Below are 25,725 nucleotides of genomic sequence, written 5' to 3' on the forward strand. Positions count from 1 at the left end.
CGCGCCGCCCGGGGCCCTCACCCGCAGGAGAGGACGCCGCGCCGGTAGTCGAGCGTCGTCCGCGTGCCCTTCTGCCGGACCGTCCAGGCCACGCTCATGGTCAGGGTGCCGCCCCCGGCGCTGGTGCCGCCGGTGGTCTTGCCGTCACCGGTCGCCCGGCCCGCCCACTGGACGGTGATCTTCCCCTGCTCCACGCTCGACCGCCCGGAGCAGCCGGGCCGCGAGAGCGGCGCGGTCACCTTGAAGGTGTTCCCTGACACGGTGATGCCGTCGGTGCCCTTGGCGGAGACGATCTCGCAACGTCCGTCGCACGACAGCGCGAACGTTCCGGTACGCCCCGAGCCCAGCCACGCCGTCGCCGGCGACAGCCTGGCCACCGGGGGCGCGGGCTTGGGCAGCTCGGCCTTCCTGGCCATGCTCGTCAGGCCGGCTCCGGCGGCCATCGGGGCCACCCCGGCCACCCAGCGCGACGGCTCGTCCAGCAGGCCGCCCGTCTGCGCCGATGCCTTGGTGAGCGTCGGGGGATGCTTCTGGGCGTTCACGACGGCCCAGACCAGCCCCGCCACCAGCAGGCCCACGCCCACGATCAGGCCGAGCCTGGCCACGGCCCTGATCGGCGGCCCCGCCTCGGGGTCGTCGTCGTCCAGCCGGTCCCGCCAGAACTCCTGAACCTGCCCGTCCCGCAGCTCGGCCAGATCGCCACCCAGGCTGATCCCGCCGTACCGGATGATGGCGCCCTCGCTGTGGGAGCCGTTGCCCGAGCCTTTGACGGCGGCGCTGAAGACGAGCTTGTCCCCGTACGCGCCGCCGCGGAAGGCCCGCGTACGGCTCGGCGGCGTGAACGGGTGCCGCCCGCGCACGGCGGGTGCCGCCGGGGGCTCCTGGTCGGCGGCGGCCGCGCCCGCCGCCGACCAGGGCTTTCCCGAGGTCGCCGTCGTGGGGTCGGCGACCGGGATCTGCGGCGTGGCGTCGGCGACCGGAGGAGCCGGGGAAGGACCGGTCTCCACCAGTGTGCGTGCCTGCACGGGGAAGCCGTCCGCCCGCCAGAGAGACCCCTCGCCGGGCAACGGCTGCGCCAACGCCAGCCGGTTGGGAAGCGTGCCGGGCAGTGTGGTGATCGGCAGGCGGCGCAGCAGCGCCGCCGCCGACATGGTCCTCGGCGCGGCCCGGCAGGTCGCGCAGGACTGGATGTGACGGCCGATCCTGGCCCTGGCCCGCCGGCCGGGCGCCGCGACCCACGCCGACACGCGTGCCGTCAGGTCGGGGCATCCGTCGCGCCCCCGCGCGGCGATGATCGCGGCGAACCACTCCTCCAGGGACTCGGCAGCCCGGGTGACGATGGTCCGCACCTCGTCCTGGCGCAGCTCGAAGATCACGGAGATCTCCGCGTCGGCCAGGCCGTGGCGCATGGACAGGTCGAGCAGCTCCCGCTGCGGGCGCTCCAGGGAGAGCAGCGCCTCGGGCAGCAGCTCCGACATCCGGCCGGGCCGCGACCACGAGCCGATGCTCGCGGGCTTGGCGACGAACGCCCGGTGCGCGCGGGCCACCGCGTACAACCAGGGCCGCCGCAGGGCCGGATCGACCACGCGATCCGCGTACAGGTGCGCCGTCAGCATCGCACCGGCCACCGCCTGCTCGGCGTCGCCCGCGGCGAGCTCCGTGCGGCAGTAGTCGTAGAGGCGGGCTCCGTGCTTGTCGCACAGGTCGCGAATGGCCTGGCGAGCGTCGTCAGACAGGGTTCGCCACATCCGGCGTCACACCTCCTCCAGTCAGTACGCGGAACGGGGGGTCGTCACCTCTTCCCTGGCACGGTGTCCAGTAATGAGGCCTGTGCCAGGTAGGCACGTGTCGCGTCAGGGTCTCCGGCGATGGCGCGCAGCCCGGCCATGGCGGCCGCCAGCCTGGCGCTGTCGCGTTCCCGCACTCCCGCGAGCCGGGTCTCGCGAGGTGGGATCACCCGCTGCAGCAGCACCGAGCGCCGCCGCCAGGCCCACGCCTCCAGCGCCGCCGGCGGGGCGAAGCCGCCGATCACGGCCGCGATCACCTGGCCCACCTCGGCCGCGTCGTGGATGCCGGCGTTCATGTTGAGCCCGCCGACCGTGGAGGTCAGGTGCGCGGCGTCGCCGACGAACAGCACCCGGCCGCACCGGTACGAGGTCAGCACGCCCCTGGACAGCCCGAACCGGTCGGCGCCCGTCACGTGGATCGGCCCGCTCGCCCCCGGCAGGGCCCGGCGGACCAGCAGGGACAGGTTCGGCGGCGACAGCGGCTCGTGCGTGTCGCAGGGGATCTTGAAGATGATCCGCCAGTGGTCCGGCAGCCCGAGCAGCGTGCAGGACTGCTGCACGTCCCGCACGTACGTCAGCGGCGCCAGGCTCGGCAGCAGCCGGTCCAGCGGCGAGTCGGTGAACACCCGCAACGCCTGCGTCGGGTAGGCGGACCTGGGGAACGGCAGGCCCAGGGAGCCCCTGACCGTGCTGTGCGCGCCGTCGGCGGCGATCATGTACCGGGCCCGCGTCCAGGTGTGGCCGACGCGGACCCGGATCCCTGTGCCGCCTTCGGCCACGCCGTCCACGTGGGTGCCGAACCGCACGTCCACGTCCGGGTAGACGCTGAGGGCCGCCAGCAGCAGCGGGGTGAGCGCGGCCTGGTCGGCGTGGATCCTGAACGGATGCCTGGTCAGGCCGTTGAGCCGGTTCATGCCCATCTCGGCCAGCACGATGCCGGACCGGTCGCGCCACTGCACCCGGTCGACGACGCGGCCCTTGGCGACGAGCTGGGACGCCACGCCCAGGTCGTCGAGGAGGTCGAGCGTGGCCGGGTGGAACGTGCAGGCCCTGGTCTGCTTGCTGAGCTCGCTCTCGCGCTCCAGCACGGTGACCGGGATCCCGGCCTTGGCCAGCGAGAGCGCCGCGGTCAGCCCCGCGGGTCCCGCTCCCACCACGATGACGCCGTTCATGCCGCGCCTCCCATGTACCGCCGGTGCGGCACGCGGCCGAGCGTCACCTGCTGCCCGATGGTCCTGGACAGCGCCCACCAGGCCGTGCAGAGGTTGGAGGTCAGCAGGATCCGGTCGTTGCCGGCGCTGAGGGGGCCGAGCACGGGCAGCGTGGCCATGCCGGTGCCGGTGAACAGCAGCACCGCGTCCGCCGGCAGCTCGGCCAGTTCGACCTGGCTGATCAGCTCGGAGGGGGTGACCGCGTACGAGGAGTAGCCGTTCTTCGCGCGTACCTGGATGACCTGGGTGACGTTCAGCCCGGCCGTCTTCCAGAACCGCTCGGCCAGCTCGGTCAGCCACGGCTGGTACGGGGAGACCAGCACGATGTCGCTCACCTCGGCGTGTTCCATCGCCTCGCGCGTGGCCTGCGTGGCCGAGGCGAAGGGCACCCCGGTCGCGGCCGTCAGCTCGGCGCACTGGTCGCGGTCCTCATCGGGACCGAGGAGGTAGCGGGGCTCGCTGCAGGCCATGACCATCGCGCTCAGCGGCAGGGCGTCGAACGCGTAGACCATGGAGGGCAGGGCCTCGTTGTAGCTTTCCAGCCGTTCGGCCAGAGACTGCCCGGGCCGTACCGGGAAGCGCGTGACGTGCATGTCGGCGCGCGACCCGAGCAGGCGGGTGAGCTCGGGCTCCGCCGAGGGGTTGGCGGGCGCCACGATCACTCCCACCCTCCCGCGGCTCACTGAAGGCTCCGGGCGAGGACGGTGCGCATATGGGTTCTCCTCCTGTGCGGGAAGGGTGTGGTGTCAGATGACCGGGTGGCGTAACGCGTGGTCGATCTCGGTGATCGCACGCGCGGACACCGGACGGATGCGGCGCAGCCTGTGCACGGTGCGCGGCGGTTCTTCCACCGGCGGCGCGTCGCCCTGGTCCTCGCCCCAGGACGGCGGCGCGTGGCGCGCTCCGCGTGCGTGGACCTCGTGCGGCTGTGACCGGCGCAGTTCATCCGTGAGCATGATCGCTCCTGTTCATAGCGGGTTGACGACCTTGCGGTCGTATGTGGCGAAGCGGGCCAGAACCTCGCTCCGTACGTGGTTGACGTGGCCGCGTGGCTCGGCGAGGAGCCGGCGAAACATCGCCGGCCCCTCTTCCGCCGCGCGTTGAGATCGAGGTTCGGTCTCATGGCCCGACGCCCCGGCGACCCGCACCAGCGCCGTGGCGGCGAGCAGGACGGCGGCCGGGAGAACGGCCACCAGGACGGAGACGGGCCCGGAAGCGGGCCCCTCCGAGAACGGCCGGCCGATCAGCACTGTGGCGCCCATCGCGCCGATCACCCCACCCAGCATCGCCCACGTGCCGATGGTGCCGATCGCGGAGGCGTGCTGACCGGGTTCGGCGCTCGCGGTGGCCCCCGCCAGAAGACCGACCGCGAGCGCGCCGAATCCGGCGCCCATCAGCACCGCGCCGAGCAGGCTCCACCCGTCGGAAGACGAGTGGGCCGGCAGCGGCGCGCAACCTCCGCCCAGAGCAAAGCCTCCGCCGTAGACGGCTCCGTCGGTCCCGACGCGGCGGACGGCCAGGATGGCCGCCGGAGTCACCGCGATCATGGCCGACAGGAGCCCGGCCTTCTCCACAAAAGGCGGCCCCATGGCGGGCACGGCGAACGACGCCGCACCGGACGGGCAGAACGCGCCCGCCGCCATCGGGAGTCCGCTACGTCGCCGGAGCCGCGGGTCGGTCGCGCGCGCACGATGCCGCCACGAGGTCGCGTACGATCCCGCGTACGACCTCGCGATCGGCTCCGTGGCCGCGGCCGCACGGCCCGGCGAACGCCGATAAAGCCGGCCCCAGGCGCTCCCCCTCGTGTCGGCCAGCACGCCAGCCGCTAACGCGCTGGTCGACAGCACCGCGCCGACTAAGTCGGGCACGTGCCGCGCGATGCCGGAGGGATGGGGAAGCGCCGGGGCCAGCGGCACAAGCGCCACCGTCAGTCCCAGGCGGTGAAGTCGGCCGTGATCGGCCGGCGGCCACCCGCCGTCTGACAGCAGCGCCAGCATTCCCGCTCCTGCGCACGCGCACCAGAACGCGACGCCCCAGGGCCGTTGGCCGGTGGGCGGCGCGCCGGGCGGCAGCGCGTACGCGGCGGGGAACCTCATGGCGACGCCGAGGTGGTGACCCGGCCGCCTCCTGACCCGGTGCCGTGGCCACGCCACGGCTGCCGGGACCGGTGCGGCCCGGTGCGCGGGGATGGGCGTCGGCGTCATCGCGCCGTCCCCGCTCTGGTGGTTGCCACGTTGGGCACGCTGACGCAGACCATGCGCTCGGTCAGCCCAACCCCCGGGGAGGAATCCGGCGTGGCGGAGCACGATGCCGACGAACGTGCGCGCGACCCGGCCGGCACCGCACCACCGGCCACCGTGCGCGCGACCTTCGAGGCGAGCGCGAGATGTTCGCAGCAGCGGCAGCCGACCTTGGCCTCGAGCCCCGCCACCTGGGCGAGCCTGAGCCGCAGCGGCTCCAGCGACGACCGGCGTTCCAGGCCGTCGAGGTCCTCCAGCCGGGCGGGCCAGCGCAGCGCGTCGCGGAAGCGGGTTTCCACCTCGGCCGGGAGCTCCTCCACCGGGAACCCCTCGTGGCGCAGCCGGGTGGCGATCATGACGGCCATGAAGGCCGTCTTGTCGAAGTCGGCCAGCCGTCCCGCCAGGGCCGCGCTCAGCATCCTGGCGCGGTGGCTCAGGCAGACCGCACTCCACCCGAGCAACAGCAGCCGATCAGGTCCCGTCTCCGTGTGCCAGCCGGCCAGCCGCAGCTCGCGGGCCATCCGGTGGTAGAAGCGCCAACGGTGACGAGGGCTGTCCAGCCAGACCTGGAGGCCGCCGAGAGGCAGGCTCGCGACCTGAACGCCGGCTCCCACTGCCGGCCCGGCCACGCGCGCGCAGATCCGCTGCACCACTCGCTCCTGCCCCATGGAGGGCAGATCTTCGAGGTGCGAGGATTCCATGGTCACGTCCGGCCACCTCCTCCCCGACTGTTAAGCCACAGTTACCATGCCCTCCGATAGTCTGCTTACGAGCGAGGCTATGTCAACTGACAGTTTGCGCATAAGTTGATACCTACTCGCGGGGCAGAGCTGCCCCGCATGGCAGGGGACAGTGCGGCTCGCGTCCCTTACGCTGGAAAAGTTCACGGGCGGTGGATGGAGGTGTGCCGTGGCGAACTTCGCCGAACGGCTCGATCTTGCGCTGACCAAGCGCGGCTTCACCGGCGCGCAGGTCGCCTCCGCCCTGACGGAGGCGGGCATCCCCATTACCCGCGCCTACGTCAGCCAGCTGCGCACCGGCAAGCAGACCAACCCGACGCTCCAGGTGCTCAGGGCGCTGGCCTCGTGCCTCCAGGTGAGCGTCGGCTGGCTGGTCGGTGACGACTACCTCGAGTCCGGCGCGGTCGAGGACCTCCAGCTGCGCGCGGCCGCCATCGGCCTGGGCACCTCAGAGCTGTCCGAGAGCTCCCTGACCCTGCTGCGCGGCGTGGTCGAGCTGGCCCGCAGGGCCGAAGGGCTGCCCGACGAGCCCGAGCCCCCCTCCTCCCCCGACATCCCCGAGGCCGCCGCGCCGCTGAGCGGGACGCAGCGCCGGGCGCTCGGCAGGCGGCTGCACGGCCTGCGCCTGGCCGCCGACCTGTCGGTCGCGCAGGTGGAGACGGCGATCGGCAAGGGAGCCGCCGCGATCCCGGCCATCGAGGAGGGCAGGATCGCGCCCGCGCCCATCACCGCCGAGCGCCTGCTCGCCCTCTACGGCGTCACCGCCCCGCCCATCCGCGAATACGTGCTGTCGCTGGCCAGGGGCGAGCGCGAGGCCGCCTGGTACGACGCGCAGTCGGTGCCGGTCTGGCTGGCCACCACGTACGCGCTGGAGCAGCGGGCCACGGTGATCCGCACCTACCACCCCCAGTTCGTCCCGCCGCTGCTGCAGACCGAGGAATACGCCAGGGCGGCCGTCACCGTGACCGGGCCGGCGACACTCGGGCAGCAGACGGTCGACGAGGCGCTCGCCCTCGTGCTGGCCCGCCAGGAGGCCGTGGCCCGCGACAGCGGCATCGTGGTGTGGGCGGTCATCGACGAGAGCGTGCTGACCCGCTCGATCGTCGGGCCGCACGTCCAGCTCCGCCAGATCGACCAGCTCATCGAGCACGCCAAGCGGCCCAACGTCTCGCTCCACGTGCTGCCGACGGACGATCCCGTCTACGTGCCGCGCACCGGCCCGTTCACGCTCTGGCGCTTCGCCGAGGCGTTCGAGGCGGACATCGCGTGCGCCCACGGCATCGAGTCCGACGAGCTGATCACCGACACCGCCGCGGTGGAGGCGTACCACCAGGCGTTCACCAAGCTGTCGGTGACGACGACGACCCGCGAAGAGACTTTCGAGGTGTTGAATTTCCATCGCGAACGGCTTTCGCGTTCCCTCGGAAAGTGATCTCCTTCCCTAATGGATGATCGTTATTCACGGTAGAGGGTTAGGCAGATATACCGAAAACTAATGGCTTTTCCGGTTGCCATCCGCCGCGCAGCGAGGATCATAAGTTCTGGGTCATCGAGTGGGGTCCGAAAGGATCATTCTTTTCCCGAGAAAGTGGGCGAGGGGAAAGGGGCAACACTCAATGCGTCAGCGTGCCATCCGAAACCTGGCGAAGCTGGAGATGACCCAAGCCAGGATCACCCGGGTTCTCGACGCGGCCACGGGTGGGAAGAACAACTTCGTGGCGGACAGAGACGCAGTGCGCCGCTACGACCAGGCCGCTCCCGTCGTGACGACGGCCGCACGGGCCGTGCTCCACTATTTGTGCCGTGTGGTGCGTCATCTGGCCGGCGAAGGTGTGGACCAGTTCGTCATTGTCGGGAGTGGAGTGCCCAGCGGCCTGCCGGCGGGCAGACAGTTGCACGACGTGGCCCGTGACGCCCTGTGCGGCGCGGTCCCCCGTGTGGTCTACGTGGAGAACGACCCGATGGTGCTGGCCGGAGCCCGGGCGACCATCGAGCCCGTCACCGACCTCGTACGCGTCGTAGAGGGCGACGTGCGCGAGATCGACGACATCCTCGATGACCGGGTCCTGCAGACGTTCCTCGACTGGGACCGGCCCATGGCCGTGCTGCTGCTGTCGACCCACAGCCTGAACGACGACGAGTACTTCCACTACGTGATCAAGCGGATCCGGCAGGTGGTGCCCGAAGGCAGCTACCTGTCGCTGCTGCAGACCACGTTCGACGCGGTCCCGCCGGAGCTGCTGGGAGCGATTCACGACCTGCTGGCGATGACGCTGCCGGGTCACGCGATTCGCAACAGAGAGGAGGTCGCGGCGTTGCTCGAAGGTCTGGTGCTGGTCGATCCGGGGTTGGTGTGGATCCCGGAATGGCGGCCGGACGGCCTCGACACCGCCTGCGCCGACCAGCCGAGTTCTTCGGGGAGTTACGGGGCCGTGGCCCACCTCCCCTGACACCGGACGGTCCGGCCGAGCCACCCTGTCGTGCGCGCGGCCGGACTCAGTCCCACCAGAACGACCAGGCGTGCTCGCCGATGATCTGCTCGGCATAGGCCTGCAGGTCACCGGGGCCCTGGACGATGTTGTCCGGGCAGAACGTCCAGTGCTCGGCGGCCACGTGCAACGCGTGCTCCGGATCGACCGGTGGCGCGGCCACGCTCAGGTCCAGGGTGTTGAACCCGACGCTCACCACCCGCGCGCCGAACCGGTCCTCCCAGCTGCGCACCACGGCGGCCAGCGGGATCATCCACTCGTTGTGGTGCAGCGCGCCCTGCCAGCCCATCACGGCCAGCGCGTCGGCGCTCCTGGGGGCGGCGACCAGGCCGAGCGGCATCCCCTTGACGGCCAGCTCGCCCGCGAGCCAGTCGGCGACCGCCTCGGGGGCGGCCTTGAGCATCCCGGGCGGGGCCGGGCCGGGACAGATCGCCCCGAACGGGTCCAGCTCCTCCAGCGCGGCCTGCGGCATCTGGGTCACCCACTCCTGCCACACCTCGGCCATGAACCCCTCGGCGGTGAAGTGGTCGATCTGGCGGGGATCGTCCGGAACGATCTGCCCGACCCCCCAGGGCTGCGCCGACTCGTCCAGCAGCACCGGCCACAGGCCGCTGTGCGGGTGCCACTCCCGCATGCGCCTCCAGTCCTCGCCGGACGCGGCCTCCTCGCTCATCCAGAACGCCGGCCTGAGCGCCTGGCCCTGCCGGGTGTAGCCGGGATCGGGCCAGACCACCTCGCCCGGCGGCAGCCCCGCGGGCAGCCTGTGCCCCCTGCCGCCGTCGGCGAACAGCCGCCCCAGCTCGCGTGCGCTCATGCCCTACCGTTCCGATACCGAATCCTGTCTCGGAGATGGTAGTCCGGCCGGTCGCCCTTGGACCTTTGACGACGCGGGAAATGCTGACGACTGTCACAATGAGGGGCTGTGATCCCCTTTGACGCGGTTCTGTCTGACCTTGATGGAGTGCTCCGGCTCTTCGACCACGCCGCCCAGGCCGACATCGAGGCCCGGTACGGCCTGCCGCTCATGCGGACGGCCCTCGACCCCGCGCTGATCATGCCCGCCACGCTCGGCCAGGCCACCGAGGCGGAGTGGCTGGAGTCGGTCGCCGTCGCGCTCGGCGGCGACGAGCGGGCCCGCCAGGCCGTGGCCGAGTTCGGGCAGGTGCGGTTCTGGGTGGACGAGGAGGTCAGGGCGCTCTTGGCCAAGGCGCAGCAGCACGTGCCCGTGGTGATCGTGACCAACGCCACGGACTCGCTGGAGCAGCATCTCGACCTGCTGGGGCTCACGTACTTCGCGGACGACGTGGTCAGCAGCGCCAGGGTGGGCGTGGCCAAGCCCGACCGGCGCATCTACGAGATCGCCGCGGAGCGGGCCGGGGTCGCACCGGAGCGCTGCCTGTTCGTGGACGACCGGCTGCAGAACGTGGAGGCGGCCAGGGCGCTCGGCATGACCGGCGTCCACTACCGCTCGTTCCAGGATCTGGCGGCCGTACTGGGCTGATGGTCGGTGGCCTGGTCGAAGAAGGCTCGTTCCAGCTCGACCGCCAGGCGGAAGACGTCCAGCACCGCCGTCCGGCGCTCCTCGTCCAGGTCCGCGCCGAGGCGGTCGAGCTCGCCCCGCAGGAAGGCCACCCAGGCCCGGAACTCCGGACCCTCGTGCAGCTCGATCCACTCGCGGTGCACGAAGCTCTCCGGCAGCGGCCGCTCGGCCCGCGACGCCCAGCCCAGGTAGCACCATTCGGCCACGCAGAGCACGGCGACGATCAGCAGGTAGTCCTGTGACGTCCGCGCCTCGTCCATGAGCTGCCTGAACGCGGCCGTCACCGGCTCGGTCGGCGCGTCGGTCCGCCCGTTCAGCGCGGCCAGCGCCCGGTGGAAGTACGTCTTCTCCTCGGTGGTCGCCACCTGGCCGAGGAACTTCCCGTAGGGCACCCGCGCCTCGAACGTGTCCGCGCTCGCCACGGCCGCCCCGAGCAGGGCCGTGAACGAGTCCACGAACTGGAAGTCCTGCTCCAGGTAGCGCCGCATGCCGTCGTCGGGCGCCGAGCCCGTCGTGATCGCCATCGCGAACGGGTGCGTCACCACCGCCGTCCACTCGGGCTCGCACTGCTCCCTGAGCCATTCACTGAAGGATCGCTCGCTCACGATCCGACCGTACCCAAAACGAACTTCAACCCCTTCCTCCCGGAGGACACCAGGTCCTCCGGGAGGAGCCAGCCCTTCCCCTATTCCCTCAAAGACATCCCAGGGACCTCAGCCGGAGTGCGGCGAGGAGTAAGGGTGCGGCGGAAGCACCAACAAGGGGGTTGTTTCCGGCGCGGCTCGCGCCAACCGCGCCGGAAACGTCCGCGTGACCGCCGCCCCCGGCCTTGCTCGGCGAGCTGCGCTTCTCGCCAGGCCGGGGGCGACGGCGAGCGAGCGCCGCTCAGTACCCGCCGTACGGATTCTGGGAGGACGACTGGCTACTGGGGGCGCTCGTCTGGTGGCCCGACGGGTGGTTCGTCGGGGAGCTCGACGGCGAGGACGTGGGCGTCGCGGTGGACGTCGGCTTGGTGCCCTGCGGGGCGATGATGCCGATCAGGCCGTGCTTGGTGCCGTCGATGCCCGCGGAGAACCACATGGAGTTCTCGCCGCCGTTGGTGGCGGTGCCGGGCTCCAGGTCCCACAGGCCGGGCAGCACGATCGGGTTGCCGTCGGCCGTGGCCAGCGCGCCCAGGTGGCGGCTGTTCTTGTACGCGTGCACGGTGCCGTCGCCGAAGTTGCCGATGAGCAGCGCGCCCCTGTACTGTCCCCAGCCCTTCGGCGCGGCGGTGATCCCCCAGGGGGCGTTGAGCCCGACCCTGGAGATGCGGCCGGTGAGGCGCCCGCCGGCGTTGAAGCGGCTCACGAAGCCCTTGCCCTCGCCGAATTCGGGCTTGCCGGTGGACGGGTCACGCAGGGCCCAGGACACCCAGATGCTGCCGTTGGCGATCGCCACGTTGTAGGCCTTGTACGTCCTGGGGACGCCCGGGTCGCGGAACTGCCAGCTCTTCAGGCTGATGCGCCGGAAGTCCTCGTCGAAGGCGTGGATGCGCCCGCTCGCGAAGTCGGCGGCCAGCAGGAAGTCTCCGTCGTCGGTCTCGACGAGCTCCAGCCCCTTGTAGTCGGCGCCACGGGTGAAGGCCCCGATGATCGCGTTCTTCGGGTCCACGTCCTTGTTCCAGCCCGTGATGGCTCCGCTCGGGCTGGAGAAGATGAACGTGGCGGGCTTGCCCTTGACGGTGAAGCCCTCGCCCGGGTTGAACACCTGGCCGGTTGGTGCTCCGCCGGGGATCCACACCTCGGTCTGCTCCTTCTTGCCCGTGCCGGAGTAGACGGTGGCGGTGCCGGTGCCGGTGTTCGAGACCCACAGAGTCTTGCCCATGGCCAGGCCCCACGGGTTGACGACCTTGGCGTCGGTGACCGGGGCTTTGCCCTGAACGTCCGACACAAGGTTGATCACGTCGAATCGGTTCCTGGTTGTGGTGGCGTGCGCGGGAGTGGTGAGAGTTGCTCCCCACACAACCGCAACAGCGCAGAGTGTGATGATGCGTGGCCGCATCCGTTGCCTCCTAGTTAGCGCTTGTGACGCGAGATACGTGGAGGGCTGTGGGCCGGTTCAGCCGGTTCCGGAAATATCGGGACAGGAGTTTTTTCGTGTCCTGAAGGGGAGAGGGATTGACATGAACGTGTTGGGCATTGACATCGGTGGTTCGGGAATCAAGGGCGCTCCTGTCGACATCGAGGCCGGCGAGCTGGTGAAGGAGCGCTTGCGCATTCCCACGCCCCAGCCGTCCAAGCCCGATGAGGTGGCGGAAGCGGTGGCGGAGATCGTCAAGCATTTCGGCTGGAGCGGTCCCATCGGGGTGACGTTCCCCGGCGTGGTCAAGGACGGGGTCGTGCTGACGGCCGCCAACGTGGACCACTCGTGGATCGGCGTGGACGCGGCCGGGTTGTTCGGCGGGGCGACCGTGCTGAACGACGCCGACGCGGCCGGCGTGGCGGAGGTGACCTACGGGCGCGGGCGCGGGGAGCGCGGGACCGTGCTCGTGCTGACGTTCGGCACGGGGATCGGCAGCGCGCTGTTCACCGACGGGACGCTCGTGCCCAACACCGAGCTCGGGCACCTGGAGCTGCGGGGCAAGGAGGCCGAGCACCGGGCGTCGGCGCGGGCGCGGGAGGAGCACGAGCTGAGCTGGGAGAAGTGGGCCGAGCGGGTGGAGGAGTACCTCCGGCACGTGGAGATGCTGCTGTCGCCCACGCTGATCGTCATCGGCGGGGGTGCGAGCAGGAAGGCCGACAAGTTCCTGCCGCACGTCCACATCGACACGCCCGTCGTCCCCGCCACCCTCCAGAACGAGGCCGGCATCATCGGCGCCGCCCTGGCCGCCTCCCGTCGCTCATGAGCCGCTCCGGGCCGGGCTCACTTCGTACCGGGCCGGCTCGGGGCCACCCACTTGAAGTCCTTCGTGTCGTCCGGCAGGGCCTGCTTCCCCTCGGGGTACTGGAAGGTGGGGAACGCCGACTTGTCGATCTTCACGGTGGCGAAGTCGACCTCGCGCAGCCTCGCCCCCGGCCAGCCGTCCTGCTCGTACGGCTCGGCCATGTCGGCCAGCGCCTGCCCCTGCGTGATCAGGTAGGCGACGATGGTCGCCTGGCCCATGCAGTACGTGAGGAGCGCGCCGACCATCACGGTCAGCACCTTGTCCGCGGCGTTGAGCAGCCATCTCAGGTACAGGCGGCCCTGGACGGCCCCCACGGGTGACAGCACCATCATCGACAGCCCGTACACGCTGGAGGCGGCGACCATCGTGGAGAAGGTCGCCATCGCCCCCTTGAAGAGCCGGAAGGCGTTGGCCACGCCGTCGAGGATGTCGCCGATCTGGTCGAGGGAGTCCCGCAGGACCTCGGTGCCCGCGTGCATCTTGCCGGTCACCCGGGAGAACTCCCGCTGGTCGTCGGCGATCCAGCCGCGGCGGGACTCGGCGGGAATGCCGTCCAGCACCTCCACGGGGTTGTCGAGGTCCCTGGCCATCTGCTTCCAGACCTTGGCGACCTCCGAGACCCGGTCGACGTCCATCTGGAGGGACTCCAGGAGGGCCAGCGACACCAGCGGGACGCCCGCGTACAGCTGGAGCCCCTTGAGCGTCCGGATGATCGGCCACGGCGCGGGCGCCATCACACGTACTCCACGATGCTGGCCTGCTCGGCCCTGCGCCAGTTTCCCGCGCAGGTGGCCAGGCTGTCGGTGATGCCGCGGGAGGCGATGGCGCCGCCCCGCAGGGCCTCCGTGCAGCCTCGCTGCGCCGTCTCGTAGGCCGGGCCGAGGATTCTCGCCAAGATCGTCCCCAGCGTGCCGTCGCCGAGGTCGGTGTCGTAGACGCGGTCTCCGGTCTTCATGAGGCCGGCCCAGACGTCGTCGTAGCGCTCGCCCATGGCGGCGATGACACTGGACGTGATGACCCTTGTCTCCTGCGGGGTGGACATGTCGCTCCTTCAGGTGTTCTGCGTCGAAGGTCATCTTTGTCGCCTTGGAGGCGTTGATCATCTGGGTTCACCGGATGTTCGACGGAGCGCAACCAGCCGCTGTCAACGGGTTCAGGAAATCTTGATCAACTCCATTGGTCGCGCCGACGAACAGGAAGGTCACGGCATGTTCGACTTCGACCCGGCCGCCGTCACGCCCGAGGAGCTGGACAGGATCGGCCGGCGCGCGGACGAGGCCATGTCGAAGCTCGCCACGGCCATGGACGGGCTCGGCGAGGTCACCGGGGAGGGCACCGCCGCCGGGGGCCGGATCCAGGCCACCGTGGAGGCCGACGGCCTCGTCCGGGACATCCGCCTGGACGCGCGGGTGCTGCGCACGATGGGCAGCGACGAGCTGGCCGAGGCGATCGTGACGGCGCTGCGCGCGGCCCAGCTGTCGGCCCGGGGCCAGCTGGAGGAGCGCCTCGCCGAGGCCCAGGGCGGCGAGCGCCTGCCGTTCGACCTCGGGGACGTCGGCCGCCGCTTCGAGGCCGTCCAGTCCGCCTTCCTCTCCGCCCTGCCCCGGCGCTGACCGGCGGCGCGCCCCCGATCACCGGCCGGACTACCCCGCCTTCGGCGATAGCTCTTAGGGTGGGTGTTCTCCATCCGATGAGGAGAGGGTGCATGCGAAACGTCGCTCGGACCTCGCTCGTGGACGCCGCGATCGACGAGCTCCGCCGAGAGATCGCGCGTGGTGTGTGGCCGGTCGGCACCAAGATCCCGTCCGAGAGCCAGCTCGCGCAGAGCCTCGGCATGAGCAGGCTGTCCGTGCGCGAGGCGGTGCGGGTCCTGGCCCACGCCGGGCTCCTGCACACCCGCCAGGGCGACGGCACGTACGTGACCGCCACCGACGAGTCCAAGGTCGCCCTGCGCCGGCGGCTCGACACGGCGGCCGCCATGGACATCATCGACGTGCGCCGCGGCCTCGACCTCGTGGCCGCCCGGCTCGCGGCGGGCAGGCGCACCGAGGAGGACCTGACCGCGATGCGCCGGACGCTGGCCCGCCGGGACGCGGCCGCCCGCGCCGGCGATCTCGACGGCTTCGCGGACGCGGACGTGGACTTCCACCTGCTGGTCGCGGACGCCGCGCACAACGCCCTGCTCGGCGACCTCTACCGCAGCATGAGCGACGCCCTGCGCGACAGCGTCAGGGACCAGGAGCAGGCGGCCCTGACGCCGGACAGCTCCCACGACGACCTGCTGGGCGCGATCGAGGACGGCAACGCGGCCCGCGCGGTCGCCGTCTCCGTCGCCATCCTCGACCAGCAGGAACGCGACCTCTGAACACGGCCCCCGCGACGTAGGGCCGCGATCCGACCCCCGTGGCATCGGGCCGCGTCCGGCTAGCGCGGCGTCGGGATGCGGCGAGGCTCGCGTGGCGGAACCGGGGTGGGCCTGCGACGCGGTGCCGCTCGGGAAAGCGGCGCCGCAGGCACACCCCGGCGCTATCCCCGCCAGGACCGCCGATCACCTACCGGAGATGACGATCGTCTCCCCCGGCGAGCCCGTCGGCCCGGGCGGGTCCGATGGGTCCGGCGTGCCCGTGGGCGGGTCCGGCTCGGCTTCCGACCGGCGCGGCCGGCGGATCAGCCGCGCCACACGGGCCGGCCACCTCGGCGACGCCCCGTCCGGCGAGGGCGGCCGAGGCGGCAGGCCCGGCAGGCGGGACTGCGGCAGCAGCCACAGGGCCACCACCGCGACCAGCGCACCACCGACGGCGGCGATCACCAGCGCGTAGACAGGCACCCCGCCGGATCCCTGCCCCGCACCACCGGAGCTTCCCCGCCGGCCACCCGGGTCACCGGAGCCTTCCCGCCCCACGTCGGTAGCACCGGCACTCCCCTGCCCCATCGGCGACCGGGTAATCACCGCCGGACCCTTATCCGGGAACCCGGGCGGCCGCACCGCCCCCCAGAACGACTTCTCCGCCGACATGGGCGCCACCATCTCGGCGGGCACCGGATCGACCTTCAGCCCGCCGGGAACGGTCAGCGTCCCCACCACGTACGGCTGGAACAGCCCCTGGACGCCCTCCACCTTCCACACCCCCTCAGGCACCACCACCGACGTGGCGTAATGCCCGGCCTCCGGCAGCGCCGTGCCGCCGAAGCGCAGGCTCTTCCCGTCCGCCCCGGTGAACCGCAGCCCGACCGCCCCGAGATCCCCCGCGAACGGATGGGAGCCGTGCTGGAGCACCCAGAACCCCAGCGCGTACGACGTCCCGCCCTCGAACCGGGACGGCGCCGGATCCAGATAGGTCACCGCCCACCCGCCGGCAGCGGCGGCGGGCAGGCCGCCCAGGACCAGCGCCACCGTGCCGGCCACCGCGGCGGCCAGCACGGCCAGAATCCTCTTCATGGGACCACCTCCGGTACAGATACACCGGAGGCGCGGCCCAGGTTCTGACGGGCCTGCGACATTTCCCGTTACGGCGCGCACAATGGAGGAAAGGCGAGAATTCGGCGGGGAGCGAGGAGGCTTGCGCCGTGTCCGCCACCGGACGCGCATATGTGACCGCAATGCTCGACGTCCTCGTTTTCGAGAACGTATTGGTGGCGTGGCGACGGAGCGCGCCCTGGGGCGGATACATGATCGTCTCGCACGAGGGCGAGGAGATCAGGTTGACCGCGCGACAGGCGGAAACGTGGGCTCGGGGCGCCTTCGCCGTCTACCTGGCGATGATCGACCAGGGCCGCATCACCCCGCGCATCCCGCGCGGCACCGCGCAGTCGTAGCCCGCACCGTGGCTTAACCGGACCGGTGAATCCGTCCCGGAATTCCCGCCATTCCCGGCGGACGTCCCGCAAAGGACGTGTGGCCCATTCCCGAGGCTCCGGCGGTCAGGACGACTGGTTGTTCATGAACTCCGAGATCTTCCACTTCCCGCCCTCCTTGCCGAGCAGGAACAGCTCGCGGAAGCGCGCGTCCCCCTGCTTGCTCCCCGAGCGGACGACGGCGTTCTCGGCGCCGACCGTACGCACGTCCACGATGGTGTGCATGGCCGACACCACGTCGGTCGCGCCCTGCAACTGCTGCTGGTAGAGGCTGCGGATCGCCTTGGTGCCCTCGGCCGTGGCCTCGCCGTCTATCTCAACCACCGCGTTGCCCGTGAACAGGCTGACGATCTGGTCCACGTTCCCCGCCTTGAGCGCGTTGAAGTAGGACTCGACGGCGCCGCGCGGCTGCCCGGCCGCCGTCGCCGTCGCGGTCGGGGACGGGCTCCTGGTGTAGGGACCGGTCGGGGTCACGGCCGCTTTCATCGCTTGCGTACGGTCACCGCCCACGTCGCAACCGGCGACCAGGAGGACGGGGACGATCGCCGCCGGTAGAAGTGCCCAGCGCTGAAAAACCTTGCTCATGGCCGCTTTGATGCCCGCGCCCGCCATGCGCGAATGCGGCGTTTGGCCACTCCGCACGACGCCTTTAGCTCGTTGGGGTGTTACTCACGGTAACGGTTCACTGGATCTGGCTGAGACCGGTCAGAGTTGCGATCGTTGCCGCCCCGAGACCAGCGCACAGGGCGCCGCCGATAGCGTCCGTCCAGTGCCGCGAATCCAGGCGAACCCCGAACCCCTCCCCCAGCGCGAGGACGCCGAACGTTGCGACAGCATCGATTCAGGACGGCGTTGCGTGTTGCCACTGACCCATCGAAGCCCGCACGTCTACCCCCCGGTGGAGACTGGAGCATAGCCCTCGGCCTGGCATCGGCGCAGCCGATATGCCAGAACGGCATGACCCCACTCTGAGCAGGCGGAAGACGAGCCACTTCCCCCGTACGAGGGAGGCGGTCCCCGGGCCGGTCGGCTAGCTTCTGGAGCCGTGGCGGTTCCCTGGAAACCTTGGAAGCCCTGGAAGGCGGTGCTCTACCAGCTACTGGGCGCGGCGTTGCTGACGCCGGTGGCGGCGGTCCTGGCGGTGGCGCTCGTGACGGAGGTGTCCCTGGCGCGGGTGCTGTTGCTGTGGGCGGCGTGCCTGCCCGCGTCGGCGCTCGTGGCATGCCTGCCCCTGGCGCCGCGGCTGGAGGTCATCGCGCTGTCAGAGCTGCTCGGGGTGGCCGTGCCGGACCGCGCCGACCCGGTCTATCTGCGGGTGCTGACGGCGCTGCACCTGTTCGTGGGGGCGACGCTGAGTGCCGGGGTGCTGGCGCTGGCGCCCGCGTTCACCCGCCGGCAGGCCGCTCAGGGTGACCTGGCGCAGGTGTCCGTCATGGCCGTGGCCGTGCTGGCGGTGATGGTGCTGGCGGGGGCCGGGCAGCAGCGGGTGGCGCGCAGGCTGCTGCGCTCCGACCCGTCGCTGGTGATCGAGGAGCTCGGCCGCCGCCAGAGCCTGGCGCTGGACCTGCACGACTCGGTGGGGCACGCGCTCAGCGTCGTCCTGGTGCAGGCCATGGCGGCCCAGGCGGCCCTGGGGCGGCCGGAGACGGTGCCGGTGGCCGAACGGTCGCTGGACCACCTGGTGGGCACCGCACGTGGCGCTCAGCAGGAGCTGGACGTGCTCCTTCGGGTGCTCGACGAGGGCAGTACGACGCAGGCGCCCACGCTGGCCGCCCTCAGTGCGCTCGTTCAGGGGCTGGACGTGGAGTGCCGTGCCGACCCGGTGGACCGGGTGCCGGAGGCGGCGTCGCGGGCGGCGTACGCGATCGCCAGGGAGGCGGTCACGAACGCGCTCAGGCACGGGCGGGGGCGGGTCCGGGTGGACCTGGCCGTCCGGCACCGCGCCGACCCCGAGGTGACCGCGGTCAGGGGCGGCGCTGGAGAGGGCGGGAAGGCGGTCGTGCTGGTCGTGGAGAACGCGGTGGCCGGGAGCGCGACGCCCGGGGAGGGGCGCGGTCTGGTGGGGATGCGGATGCGGGCGCGCCTGGCCGGCGGGGTGTTCGAGCGGGAGGAGGTGGACGGCACATGGCGGGTGACGGCGACACTGCCCGCGTGAGCAGGGGGATCCGGGTGGTGCTGGCCGACGACGAGCCGCTCATCCGCTCCGGCTGGGCCACCATGCTCTCCCCGTACGACGACATCGAGGTGATCGGGGAGGCGGCCGACGGCCACGCCGCCGTCGAGCTGGGCCGCGCGGCCGACGTCGTGCTCATGGACATCCGCATGCCCGGCCCCGCCGGCAGCATGGACGGCCTGCACGCCACCCGGGAGCTGGCCCGCCTCTCGCCGCGGACCCGGGTCGTCGTGGTCACGACGTTCGAGAACGACCAGCTCGTCTGGGGCGCGCTACGCGCGGGCGCGGCCGGCTACGTGCTCAAGCGCTCCCCCGCCGCCGACCTGGTCACCGCGATCCGGCTGCGGGACGGCGTGCTCTTCCCCGACGCGCTGCGCCGCATCGCCGCCCCGCGCCCGCGCGCCGCCGCCGCCCACGACCTCACGCCCAGGGAGCTGGACGTCCTGCGTCACCTGGCCCGCGGGCTGAGCAACGCCGAGATCGCCGCCGCCCTGTACGTCACCAGGGAGACGGTCAAGACGCACGTCGGCAACGTCCTGGACAAGCTGGGCGCGAGAGACCGCACCCAGGCCGTCGTGCGAGCCTACGACCTGGGCTTGGTCCTGGCGGGCGATCAGGCGCCGACCTCCACGCCGCCGTCCGCCACCCGTACCCGGTAGATCGGCACGGACACCGCGTCCTCGTCCAGGCAGCGCCCCGACACCAGCGAGAACACCTGCTTGTGCAGCGGCGAGGCCACGGTCGGCTCGCCCTTCCTGCTGCCGACGATGCCGCGCGAGAGCACGTACGCGCCGCTGAACGGGTCGAGGTTGCCCAGCGCGTGCAGCGTGCCGTCGTGGGTGCGGAAGATGGCCACCTGCTCGCCGCCCACCAGGGCGCAGACGCCGCGTTCCGGCACCATGGCCTCGTAGTCGCAGATCCGCGTCCAGCTCATCGGGCCATCACCGGCTTGATCTGGCCGCGCTCGCTGGCGAAGACGATCGACGGGTCCGGCACGCCGGGGGCGTTGACGAAGGTGACGAACCTGTTCAGCTTCTCGGGGTCGTCCAGCGTGGCCGCCCACTCGTCGGCGTACGTGGCGATGTGGTTCTCCATCTGCGCGTCCAGGTCGGCGCAGATGCCGAGCGAATCTTCCATGATCACCTCGCGGAGATAGTCGAGCCCGCCGTCCAGCGACTCCAGCCAGGTGGAGGTGCGCTGCAGCCGGTCGGCCGTGCGGATGTAGAACATGAGGAACCGGTCGATCGTCCTGATGAGCTCCTCCGAGCTCAGGTCCGTGGCCAGCAGGTCGGCGTGGCGGGGCTTGAAGCCGCCGTTGCCGCCGACGTACAGGTTCCAGCCCTGCTCGGTGGCGATGATCCCGAAGTCCTTGGACCTGGCCTCGGCGCACTCGCGGGCGCAGCCGGAGACGGCCGACTTGAGCTTGTGCGGCGAGCGCAGGCCGCGGTAGCGCAGCTCCAGCGCGATGGCCATGCCCACCGAGTCCTGCACGCCGTAGCGGCACCAGGTCGAGCCGACGCACGACTTCACCGTGCGCAGCGCCTTGCCGTACGCGTGGCCGGACTCGAACCCGGCGTCCACCAGCCGCCGCCAGATCTCCGGCAGCTGCTCGACCCGGGCTCCGAACAGGTCGATGCGCTGACCGCCGGTGATCTTCGTGTAGAGGCCGAAGTCGCGGGCCACCTCGCCGATCACGATGAGCTTGTCGGGGGTGATCTCGCCGCCGGGGATGCGCGGGACGACCGAGTACGTGCCGTTCTTCTGCATGTTGGCGAGGAAGTGGTCGTTGGTGTCCTGCAGCGTGACCCGCTCGCCGTCGAGCACGTGGCCGTTGTAGAGCGAGGCCAGGATCGAGGCCACGGCCGGCTTGCAGATGTCGCAGCCCCTGCCGTGCCCGTGTTCGGTGATGAGCTGGGAGAACGTGGTGATCTTGCGGACCCGTACGATGTCGAACAGCTCGGCCCGCGAGTACGTGAAGTGCTCGCACAGCGCCTTGCTGACCTCGACGCCCGACTTCTCCAGCAGCTGCTTGAGCATCGGCACGCAGCTGCCGCAGGTCGTGCCGGCGCGGGTGCAGGCCTTGATGCCGGGCACGTCGGTGACGCCCTTGTCGGCGATGGCCGTGCGGACGTCGCCCGCGCACACGTTGTTGCAGGAGCACACCTGCGCCTCGTCGGGCAGGTCGAGGCTGGCCCCGGCGCCGCTGAAGAGCAGGTCGGACGGCGAGGCGGGCAGCGCCTTGCCGACGAAGGGCCGCAGGGACGTGTACGGGGAGGCGTCGCCCACGCAGATGCCGCCGAGCAGCGTCTTGGCGTCGTCGCTGATGAACAGCTTCTTGTAGACACCGCCCACCGGGTCCATGTAGGTGACGTCGAGCGCCCCCGACATGGCCCCGAACTGCGCCACCTCGACACCCAGCAGCTTGAGCTTGGTGGACATGTCGGCGCCCTCGAAGGCCGAGGACCCGCCCATGATCCGGTCGGCCGCCACCTCGGCCATCGTGTTGCACGGCCCGACGAGGCCGTAGACCATGCCGCCGACCAGCGCGCACTCGCCGACCGCGTAGATCGAGGCGTCGGAGGTGAGCATCGAGGAGTCCACCACGATGCCGCCCCGCTCGCCGACCGCCAGCCCGGACGACCTGGCCAGCTCATCACGCGGCCTGATGCCCGCCGAGAAGACCACGACCTGCGCGTCCAGCACCGTGCCGTCCGGCTTGCGCAGCCCGGTGACCTGGCCGTCCGCGGTGACGATCTCCTGGACGCCCGCCCCGGCGTGCACGCCGAGCCCGAGGCCCTCGATGTGGGACTTCAGCACCGCGCCGCCGCCCTCGTCCACCTGCCGCGGCATCAGCCAGGGGCTCATCTCGACGATGTGCGCCTTCAGCCCGAGCGCGCGCAGCGCGTCGGCGGCCTCCAGGCCGAGCAACCCGCCGCCGACCACGACGCCCTCGACCGCGTCCTTGGCGGCCACCCGGATCGCGTCCAGGTCGTCGATGGTGCGGTAGACGAAGGCGTGCTCGGCGCCCGGCACCGGCGGCACGAACGGCGCCGACCCGGTGGCCAGCACGAGCACGTCATAGGGCTCGGTGGCGCCGTCGGCCAGGGCGACCTCGCGGGCCTCCCGGTCGATCCCGGTGACCCGGCTGCTCAGCCTCGTCACGACCCCCGCGGGCACCTCGTAGGTGAGGTCCTCCATGGTGACGCCGGAGAGGTAGGAGGTCAGTGCCACCCGGTCGTACGCCGGGCGCGGCTCCTCCCCGATCACGGTGATCCGACCGTCGAAGCCCTTGTCCACCAGGGTTTCGACGAGCCGGTGGGCCGTCGGCCCGTACCCAACGACGACGATCCTGCTCATACTGAAATCCCTTCCTGCTCGCACAGCCAGCCGACGATGCCCTCCACGGCGTCGCGGCAGGTTCCGCATCCGGTCGTCGCCCTGGTCGCGGCCGCCACTCCGGCCACGTCGCGGGCCCCGGCCTCCCAGCACGCCCTGATCTGACCCTTGGTCACGTTGTTGCACTGACAGACCTTGGCCGCGTCCGGCATCAGCGTCGGGCTGTCGGCCACCGGCGCCGACGACAGCCCGGGGAACAGCAGCCCGGCCCGGTCCCCCGGCACCGGCGCGCCTCGGTCGAAGAGCTGGGTGAGCGTGCCCACGGCGTCGCTCTCGCCCAGCAGGATCGCGCCCACCAGCCGCCCGTCGCGGATGACGAGCTTGCGGTAGGTGCCGCGGGCCCGGTGGCTGAAGCGCACCACCTCGGCGTGCTCCTCGGTGAGCTGGGTCTCGCCCATGGCGGCCAGCTCGACGCTCCTGGCCTTGAGCCTGGTGACCAGCCGGGAGCCCCGGTAGAGGGCCTTGCCGCCGGTGATCACGTCGGCGGCCACGGAGGCCTGCTCCCAGGCGGGGGCGACCAGGCCGTACACGGTGCCCTCGTGCTCGGCGCACTCGCCGATGGCGAAGATCGACGGGTCGTCGGTGCGCAGCTCGTCGTCCACGACGATGCCGCGCCGCACCTCCAGCCCCGCCGCGGCGGCCGGCCCGGTGACGGGGCGGACGCCGCAGGCCAGCACGACGAGGTCGGCCTCGATCAGCTCGCCGCCCGCCAGCCGGACGCCGTCCTCCCGCACCGACTCGGCGCTGACGCCGGTGCGGATCTCGACGCCGAGCCCGGCGAGCGTCTCGCCGAGCACTTCGCCCGCCTCGACGTCGAGCTGGCGCTCCATGAGATGCCCGGCCAGGTGCAGCAGCGTCACCGGCAGGCCGCGCCCGGCCAGCCCGCGGGCGGCCTCGATGCCGAGCAGGCCGCCGCCGACGACCACGGCCCTGCGGGCCTGGTCGGCGGCCTCCATGATGCGCTCGCAGTCGTCGAGCGTGCGGAACGGGATGGCCCGCTCCACGCCCGGGATCGGCGGCACGATCGCCTCGCTGCCCATGGCCAGGACCAGCAGGTCGTACGGCTCGCGCCGCCCGCCCTCGGTCACCACGTGCCTGGTCTCCCTGTCGATGTGGGCGACCGCGTCGCCGAAGGCGGCCTCGACGTTGTGGGCGTCGTACCAGGAGGATTCGAGCAGCCTCACCTGCTCGGGACGCGAGCTGCCGGCCAGCACGTTGGACAGCAGCACCCTGTTGTACGGCTGGCGCGACTCCGCGCCGAAGATCGTGATCCTGATGTGCGGGTCCCTGGTCCGTACCTCGCTGACCAGCCGCGACCCGGCCATCCCGTTGCCGACGACGACGAGCCTCATGTGTCCCTCTCCACCCTGACCGCGCAGACCTTGAACTCCGGCATCCTCGAGGTCGGGTCCAGCGCCGGGTTGGTGAGCCGGTTGGCGCCCTCCCAGTGGAAGGGCATGAAAACGGTGTCGCGCCTGATGGCGTCGCTGATCCTGGCCACGGCCTTCCCCTCGCCTCTCCTGCTGCTGACCCGTACGACGTCCCCGGGCGAGATGTCGAGCTGCTCGGCGAGGTCCGGGTGCAGCTCGACGAACGGCTCGGGAGCCGCCTGGACGAGCGGCGCGATCCTGCGGGTCTGGGCGCCGCTCTGGTAGTGGGCGAGCACCCGTCCGGTGCTCAGGTAGATCGGGTAGTCCGCGTCGGTCTCCTCGGCCGCCGGCCGGTGCTGGACGGGCACGAACCTGGCGCGGCCGTCCGGGTGGGCGAAGGAGTCGAGGAACGGGCGCGGCGTGCCGGGGTGCTCCGGGTCGGGGCAGGGCCAGAAGACGCCCTTCTCTTCGGTGATGCGCTCGTAGGTGATGCCCGAGTAGTCGGCCGCCCCGCCCCTGCTCGCCCGGCGCAGCTCGTCGAAGATCTTGACCGGCTCGGTCTCCAGGCGGTGCCCGAGCCGCTCGGCGAGCCCGGCGAGCACGTCGAGGTCGCTCCTGACGCCCTCGGGCGGGGCCACGGCCCGGTTGCGGAGCAGGACGCGGCCTTCGAGGTTGGTCATGGTGCCGGTCTCCTCGGCCCACTGCGTGACCGGGAAGACCACGTCGGCCAGCGCCGCGGTCTCGGACATGACGAAGTCGCAGGTCACCAGCAGGTCGAGGGAGGCGATGCGCTCGGCCACGTGTTCGGAGGCGGGCGCGGAGATCACGGGGTTGGAGCCGAACAGCAGCAGCGCCCGCGGCCCGCCGGGGGTGCCGAGGGCGTCGAGCAGCTCGTACGCCGACCGCCCCGGCCCCGGGAGGCTGTCCGCCGGGACGCCCCACACGCCCGCGACGTGCTCGCGGGCCGCCGGGTCGTCGATCTTGCGGTAGCCGGGGAGCTGGTCGGCCTTCTGCCCGTGCTCCCTGCCTCCCTGGCCGTTGCCCTGCCCGGTCACGCACCCGTACCCGGAGCCGTGCCGGCCGGGCAGGCCCAGCGCCAGCGCCAGGTTGATGAACGCGCTGACCGTGTCGGTGCCCTTGGCGTGCTGCTCGGCGCCGCGCCCGGTCAGGATGTACGCGTTGCCCGCCGCGGCCAGCGCCCGGACCGCCTGCCGCATCCGGTAGACCGGCACCCCGGTGATCCGCTCGACCCGCTCCGGCCACCAGGCGGCCAGCGAGGTGCGGACCTCCTCGAACCCGGTGGTCCTGGCCGCCACGTACGCCTCGTCCACGAGCTCGTCGGCGATGGCCAGGTGCAGCATCCCGAGCGCCAGGGCCAGGTCGGTGCCGGGCGTGGGCTGCAGGTGCAGCCAGGCCTGCCTGGCCGTCTGGGAGCGCCGCGGGTCGATGACGATCACCCGGGGGCCCGACAGGTGGCGCACGAACGGGGGCATGGTCTCGGCGACGTTCGCGCCGGCCAGCAGCACGACGTCGGCCTCGGCCAGGTCGGTGATGGGGAACGGCATGCCGCGGTCCATGCCGAACGCCCTGATCGAGGCGGCGGCGGCCGACGACATGCAGAAGCGGCCGTTGTAGTCGATCTGGCTGGTGCCCAGCGCGACCCTGGCGAACTTGCCGAGCGTGTAGGCCTTCTCGTTGGTGAGCCCGCCGCCGCCGAACACGGCCACGCCGTCGGGGCCGTGTTCGGCGCGGATCGCGGACAGCCGCTCCGCCACGTGGTCGAGCGCGACCTCCCACTCCACCGGCTCGCCGTGCAGGAGCGGGGTGGTCAGGCGCTCGCCGTTGGTGAGCAGCTCGCCCGCCGTCCAGCCCTTCTGGCACAGCGCGCCGGAGGCGTTGGCAGGGATGTCGGTCCTGGGGCTGATGGCCAGCTCCGGGCCGATCTCCATGCCGCACTGGAGTGCGCAGTACGGGCAGTGTGTCTTCACGGGCTCACTCATC

At 71.7% G+C, this 25,725-nt stretch carries 26 protein-coding genes; 9 read left to right on the top strand and 17 right to left on the bottom strand.

The window, feature by feature from the left end; translation table 11 throughout:
• Positions 1-17 precede the first annotated feature (17 nt).
• The 6 genes from ACWDRB_RS03535 to ACWDRB_RS03560 all read right to left on the bottom strand — a co-directional run bounded on the left by ACWDRB_RS03535 (position 18) and on the right by ACWDRB_RS03560 (position 5,945).
• Positions 18-1,748, bottom strand: a complete 1,731-nt coding sequence (locus tag ACWDRB_RS03535) for an RNA polymerase sigma factor (protein WP_449891708.1) — start codon at positions 1,746-1,748, stop codon at positions 18-20.
• 44 nt (positions 1,749-1,792) lie between these two features.
• Positions 1,793-2,959 carry an FAD-dependent oxidoreductase gene (locus ACWDRB_RS03540; protein WP_350723058.1) on the bottom strand — a complete coding sequence of 389 codons (1,167 nt, stop codon included), beginning with the start codon at positions 2,957-2,959 and terminating at the stop codon, positions 1,793-1,795.
• A complete protein-coding gene (locus ACWDRB_RS03545; protein ID WP_449891709.1) occupies positions 2,956-3,681 on the bottom strand; it encodes a maleate cis-trans isomerase family protein in 726 nt (241 codons plus the stop codon). Before ACWDRB_RS03545 ends, ACWDRB_RS03540 begins: the two co-directional genes overlap by 4 nt.
• A 63-nt stretch (positions 3,682-3,744) precedes the next feature.
• Positions 3,745-3,954, bottom strand: coding sequence for a hypothetical protein (locus ACWDRB_RS03550; protein WP_355194194.1), 210 nt, complete (start codon positions 3,952-3,954; stop codon positions 3,745-3,747).
• Positions 3,955-3,966: 12 nt separating this feature from the next.
• Positions 3,967-5,202 carry a hypothetical protein gene (locus ACWDRB_RS03555; RefSeq protein ID WP_449891710.1) on the bottom strand — a complete coding sequence of 412 codons (1,236 nt, stop codon included), beginning with the start codon at positions 5,200-5,202 and terminating at the stop codon, positions 3,967-3,969.
• Positions 5,199-5,945: a hypothetical protein gene (locus ACWDRB_RS03560; protein ID WP_449891711.1), complete on the bottom strand. Its 747-nt coding sequence runs from the start codon at positions 5,943-5,945 to the stop codon at positions 5,199-5,201. The genes ACWDRB_RS03555 and ACWDRB_RS03560 overlap by 4 nt, the downstream gene beginning before the upstream one ends.
• A 202-nt stretch (positions 5,946-6,147) precedes the next feature.
• Between ACWDRB_RS03560 and ACWDRB_RS03565 the strand changes: the two genes are divergently transcribed.
• A complete protein-coding gene (locus ACWDRB_RS03565; protein WP_449891712.1) occupies positions 6,148-7,410 on the top strand; it encodes a Scr1 family TA system antitoxin-like transcriptional regulator in 1,263 nt (420 codons plus the stop codon).
• Positions 7,411-7,594: 184 nt separating this feature from the next.
• Entirely contained in the window at positions 7,595-8,428 is an 834-nt protein-coding gene (locus tag ACWDRB_RS03570) for an SAM-dependent methyltransferase (RefSeq protein ID WP_449891713.1), read from the top strand.
• A gap of 46 nt (positions 8,429-8,474) precedes the next feature.
• Here the strand turns inward: ACWDRB_RS03570 and ACWDRB_RS03575 are convergent, their stop codons facing one another.
• Complete coding sequence (locus ACWDRB_RS03575) at positions 8,475-9,281, bottom strand: DUF4253 domain-containing protein (protein WP_449891714.1); 807 nt, start codon at positions 9,279-9,281, stop codon at positions 8,475-8,477.
• Positions 9,282-9,389: 108 nt separating this feature from the next.
• On the opposite strand from ACWDRB_RS03575, the gene ACWDRB_RS03580 reads away from it, so the two are divergent.
• Positions 9,390-9,968, top strand: a complete 579-nt coding sequence (locus tag ACWDRB_RS03580; protein WP_449891715.1) for an HAD family hydrolase — start codon at positions 9,390-9,392, stop codon at positions 9,966-9,968.
• On the opposite strand, the gene ACWDRB_RS03585 is transcribed toward ACWDRB_RS03580, so the two are convergent.
• Both ACWDRB_RS03585 and ACWDRB_RS03590 read right to left on the bottom strand, forming a co-directional pair.
• A complete protein-coding gene (locus ACWDRB_RS03585) occupies positions 9,929-10,612 on the bottom strand; it encodes a TenA family protein (RefSeq protein ID WP_350723075.1) in 684 nt (227 codons plus the stop codon). The two genes, ACWDRB_RS03580 and ACWDRB_RS03585, sit on opposite strands and share 40 nt — an antisense overlap.
• Positions 10,613-10,892: 280 nt before the next feature.
• Complete coding sequence (locus ACWDRB_RS03590) at positions 10,893-11,948, bottom strand: TIGR03118 family protein (RefSeq protein WP_350723076.1); 1,056 nt, start codon at positions 11,946-11,948, stop codon at positions 10,893-10,895.
• Between the two features lie 220 nt (positions 11,949-12,168).
• On the opposite strand from ACWDRB_RS03590, the gene ppgK reads away from it, so the two are divergent.
• The gene (ppgK, locus tag ACWDRB_RS03595) at positions 12,169-12,891 is read left to right on the top strand and encodes a polyphosphate--glucose phosphotransferase (protein ID WP_449891716.1); all 723 of its coding nucleotides are present in this window, start codon (positions 12,169-12,171) and stop codon (positions 12,889-12,891) included.
• Positions 12,892-12,908: 17 nt separating this feature from the next.
• On the opposite strand, the gene ACWDRB_RS03600 is transcribed toward ppgK, so the two are convergent.
• Both ACWDRB_RS03600 and ACWDRB_RS03605 read right to left on the bottom strand, forming a co-directional pair.
• The gene (locus tag ACWDRB_RS03600; RefSeq protein WP_449891717.1) at positions 12,909-13,664 is read right to left on the bottom strand and encodes a WXG100 family type VII secretion target; all 756 of its coding nucleotides are present in this window, start codon (positions 13,662-13,664) and stop codon (positions 12,909-12,911) included.
• Positions 13,664-13,972 (bottom strand): hypothetical protein, encoded by a 309-nt coding sequence (locus ACWDRB_RS03605; protein WP_350723082.1) that lies wholly within the window; start codon positions 13,970-13,972, stop codon positions 13,664-13,666. Before ACWDRB_RS03605 ends, ACWDRB_RS03600 begins: the two co-directional genes overlap by 1 nt.
• Before the next feature lie 166 nt (positions 13,973-14,138).
• On the opposite strand from ACWDRB_RS03605, the gene ACWDRB_RS03610 reads away from it, so the two are divergent.
• Together ACWDRB_RS03610 and ACWDRB_RS03615 are read left to right on the top strand one after the other, a co-directional pair.
• Entirely contained in the window at positions 14,139-14,543 is a 405-nt protein-coding gene (locus tag ACWDRB_RS03610; protein ID WP_350723083.1) for a YbaB/EbfC family nucleoid-associated protein, read from the top strand.
• Between the two features lie 92 nt (positions 14,544-14,635).
• Positions 14,636-15,295 carry a FadR/GntR family transcriptional regulator gene (locus ACWDRB_RS03615; protein ID WP_449891718.1) on the top strand — a complete coding sequence of 220 codons (660 nt, stop codon included), beginning with the start codon at positions 14,636-14,638 and terminating at the stop codon, positions 15,293-15,295.
• Between the two features lie 183 nt (positions 15,296-15,478).
• Here ACWDRB_RS03615 and ACWDRB_RS03620 read toward each other — a convergent pair whose 3' ends face one another.
• Entirely contained in the window at positions 15,479-16,369 is an 891-nt protein-coding gene (locus tag ACWDRB_RS03620) for a hypothetical protein (RefSeq protein ID WP_449891719.1), read from the bottom strand.
• A gap of 161 nt (positions 16,370-16,530) precedes the next feature.
• Between ACWDRB_RS03620 and ACWDRB_RS03625 the strand changes: the two genes are divergently transcribed.
• Positions 16,531-16,746: a hypothetical protein gene (locus tag ACWDRB_RS03625; protein ID WP_363966136.1), complete on the top strand. Its 216-nt coding sequence runs from the start codon at positions 16,531-16,533 to the stop codon at positions 16,744-16,746.
• Between the two features lie 105 nt (positions 16,747-16,851).
• On the opposite strand, the gene ACWDRB_RS03630 is transcribed toward ACWDRB_RS03625, so the two are convergent.
• Positions 16,852-17,370, bottom strand: coding sequence for a YybH family protein (locus ACWDRB_RS03630; protein ID WP_397365001.1), 519 nt, complete (start codon positions 17,368-17,370; stop codon positions 16,852-16,854).
• A 460-nt stretch (positions 17,371-17,830) separates the two neighbouring features.
• Here ACWDRB_RS03630 and ACWDRB_RS03635 point away from each other — a divergent pair, with 460 nt between their 5' ends.
• Positions 17,831-18,940 carry a sensor histidine kinase gene (locus ACWDRB_RS03635; protein WP_449891720.1) on the top strand — a complete coding sequence of 370 codons (1,110 nt, stop codon included), beginning with the start codon at positions 17,831-17,833 and terminating at the stop codon, positions 18,938-18,940.
• A complete protein-coding gene (locus tag ACWDRB_RS03640) occupies positions 18,937-19,617 on the top strand; it encodes a response regulator (protein ID WP_449891721.1) in 681 nt (226 codons plus the stop codon). The genes ACWDRB_RS03635 and ACWDRB_RS03640 overlap by 4 nt, the downstream gene beginning before the upstream one ends.
• Here the strand turns inward: ACWDRB_RS03640 and nirD are convergent.
• The 4 genes from nirD to ACWDRB_RS03660 are packed head-to-tail and all read right to left on the bottom strand — an operon-like array spanning position 19,572 to position 25,724.
• Positions 19,572-19,892: a nitrite reductase small subunit NirD gene (gene nirD / locus ACWDRB_RS03645; RefSeq protein WP_449891722.1), complete on the bottom strand. Its 321-nt coding sequence runs from the start codon at positions 19,890-19,892 to the stop codon at positions 19,572-19,574. The two genes, ACWDRB_RS03640 and nirD, sit on opposite strands and share 46 nt — an antisense overlap.
• Positions 19,889-22,315: a nitrite reductase large subunit NirB gene (nirB, locus tag ACWDRB_RS03650; RefSeq protein WP_449891723.1), complete on the bottom strand. Its 2,427-nt coding sequence runs from the start codon at positions 22,313-22,315 to the stop codon at positions 19,889-19,891. Before nirB ends, nirD begins: the two co-directional genes overlap by 4 nt.
• Positions 22,312-23,706 carry an FAD-dependent oxidoreductase gene (locus ACWDRB_RS03655; protein WP_449891724.1) on the bottom strand — a complete coding sequence of 465 codons (1,395 nt, stop codon included), beginning with the start codon at positions 23,704-23,706 and terminating at the stop codon, positions 22,312-22,314. The genes nirB and ACWDRB_RS03655 overlap by 4 nt, the downstream gene beginning before the upstream one ends.
• Complete coding sequence (locus tag ACWDRB_RS03660) at positions 23,703-25,724, bottom strand: molybdopterin oxidoreductase family protein (protein ID WP_449891725.1); 2,022 nt, start codon at positions 25,722-25,724, stop codon at positions 23,703-23,705. The genes ACWDRB_RS03655 and ACWDRB_RS03660 overlap by 4 nt, the downstream gene beginning before the upstream one ends.
• Between the last annotated feature and the right edge of the window lies 1 nt (position 25,725).

The sequence above is a fragment of the Nonomuraea sp. NPDC003707 genome (assembly GCF_053587055.1).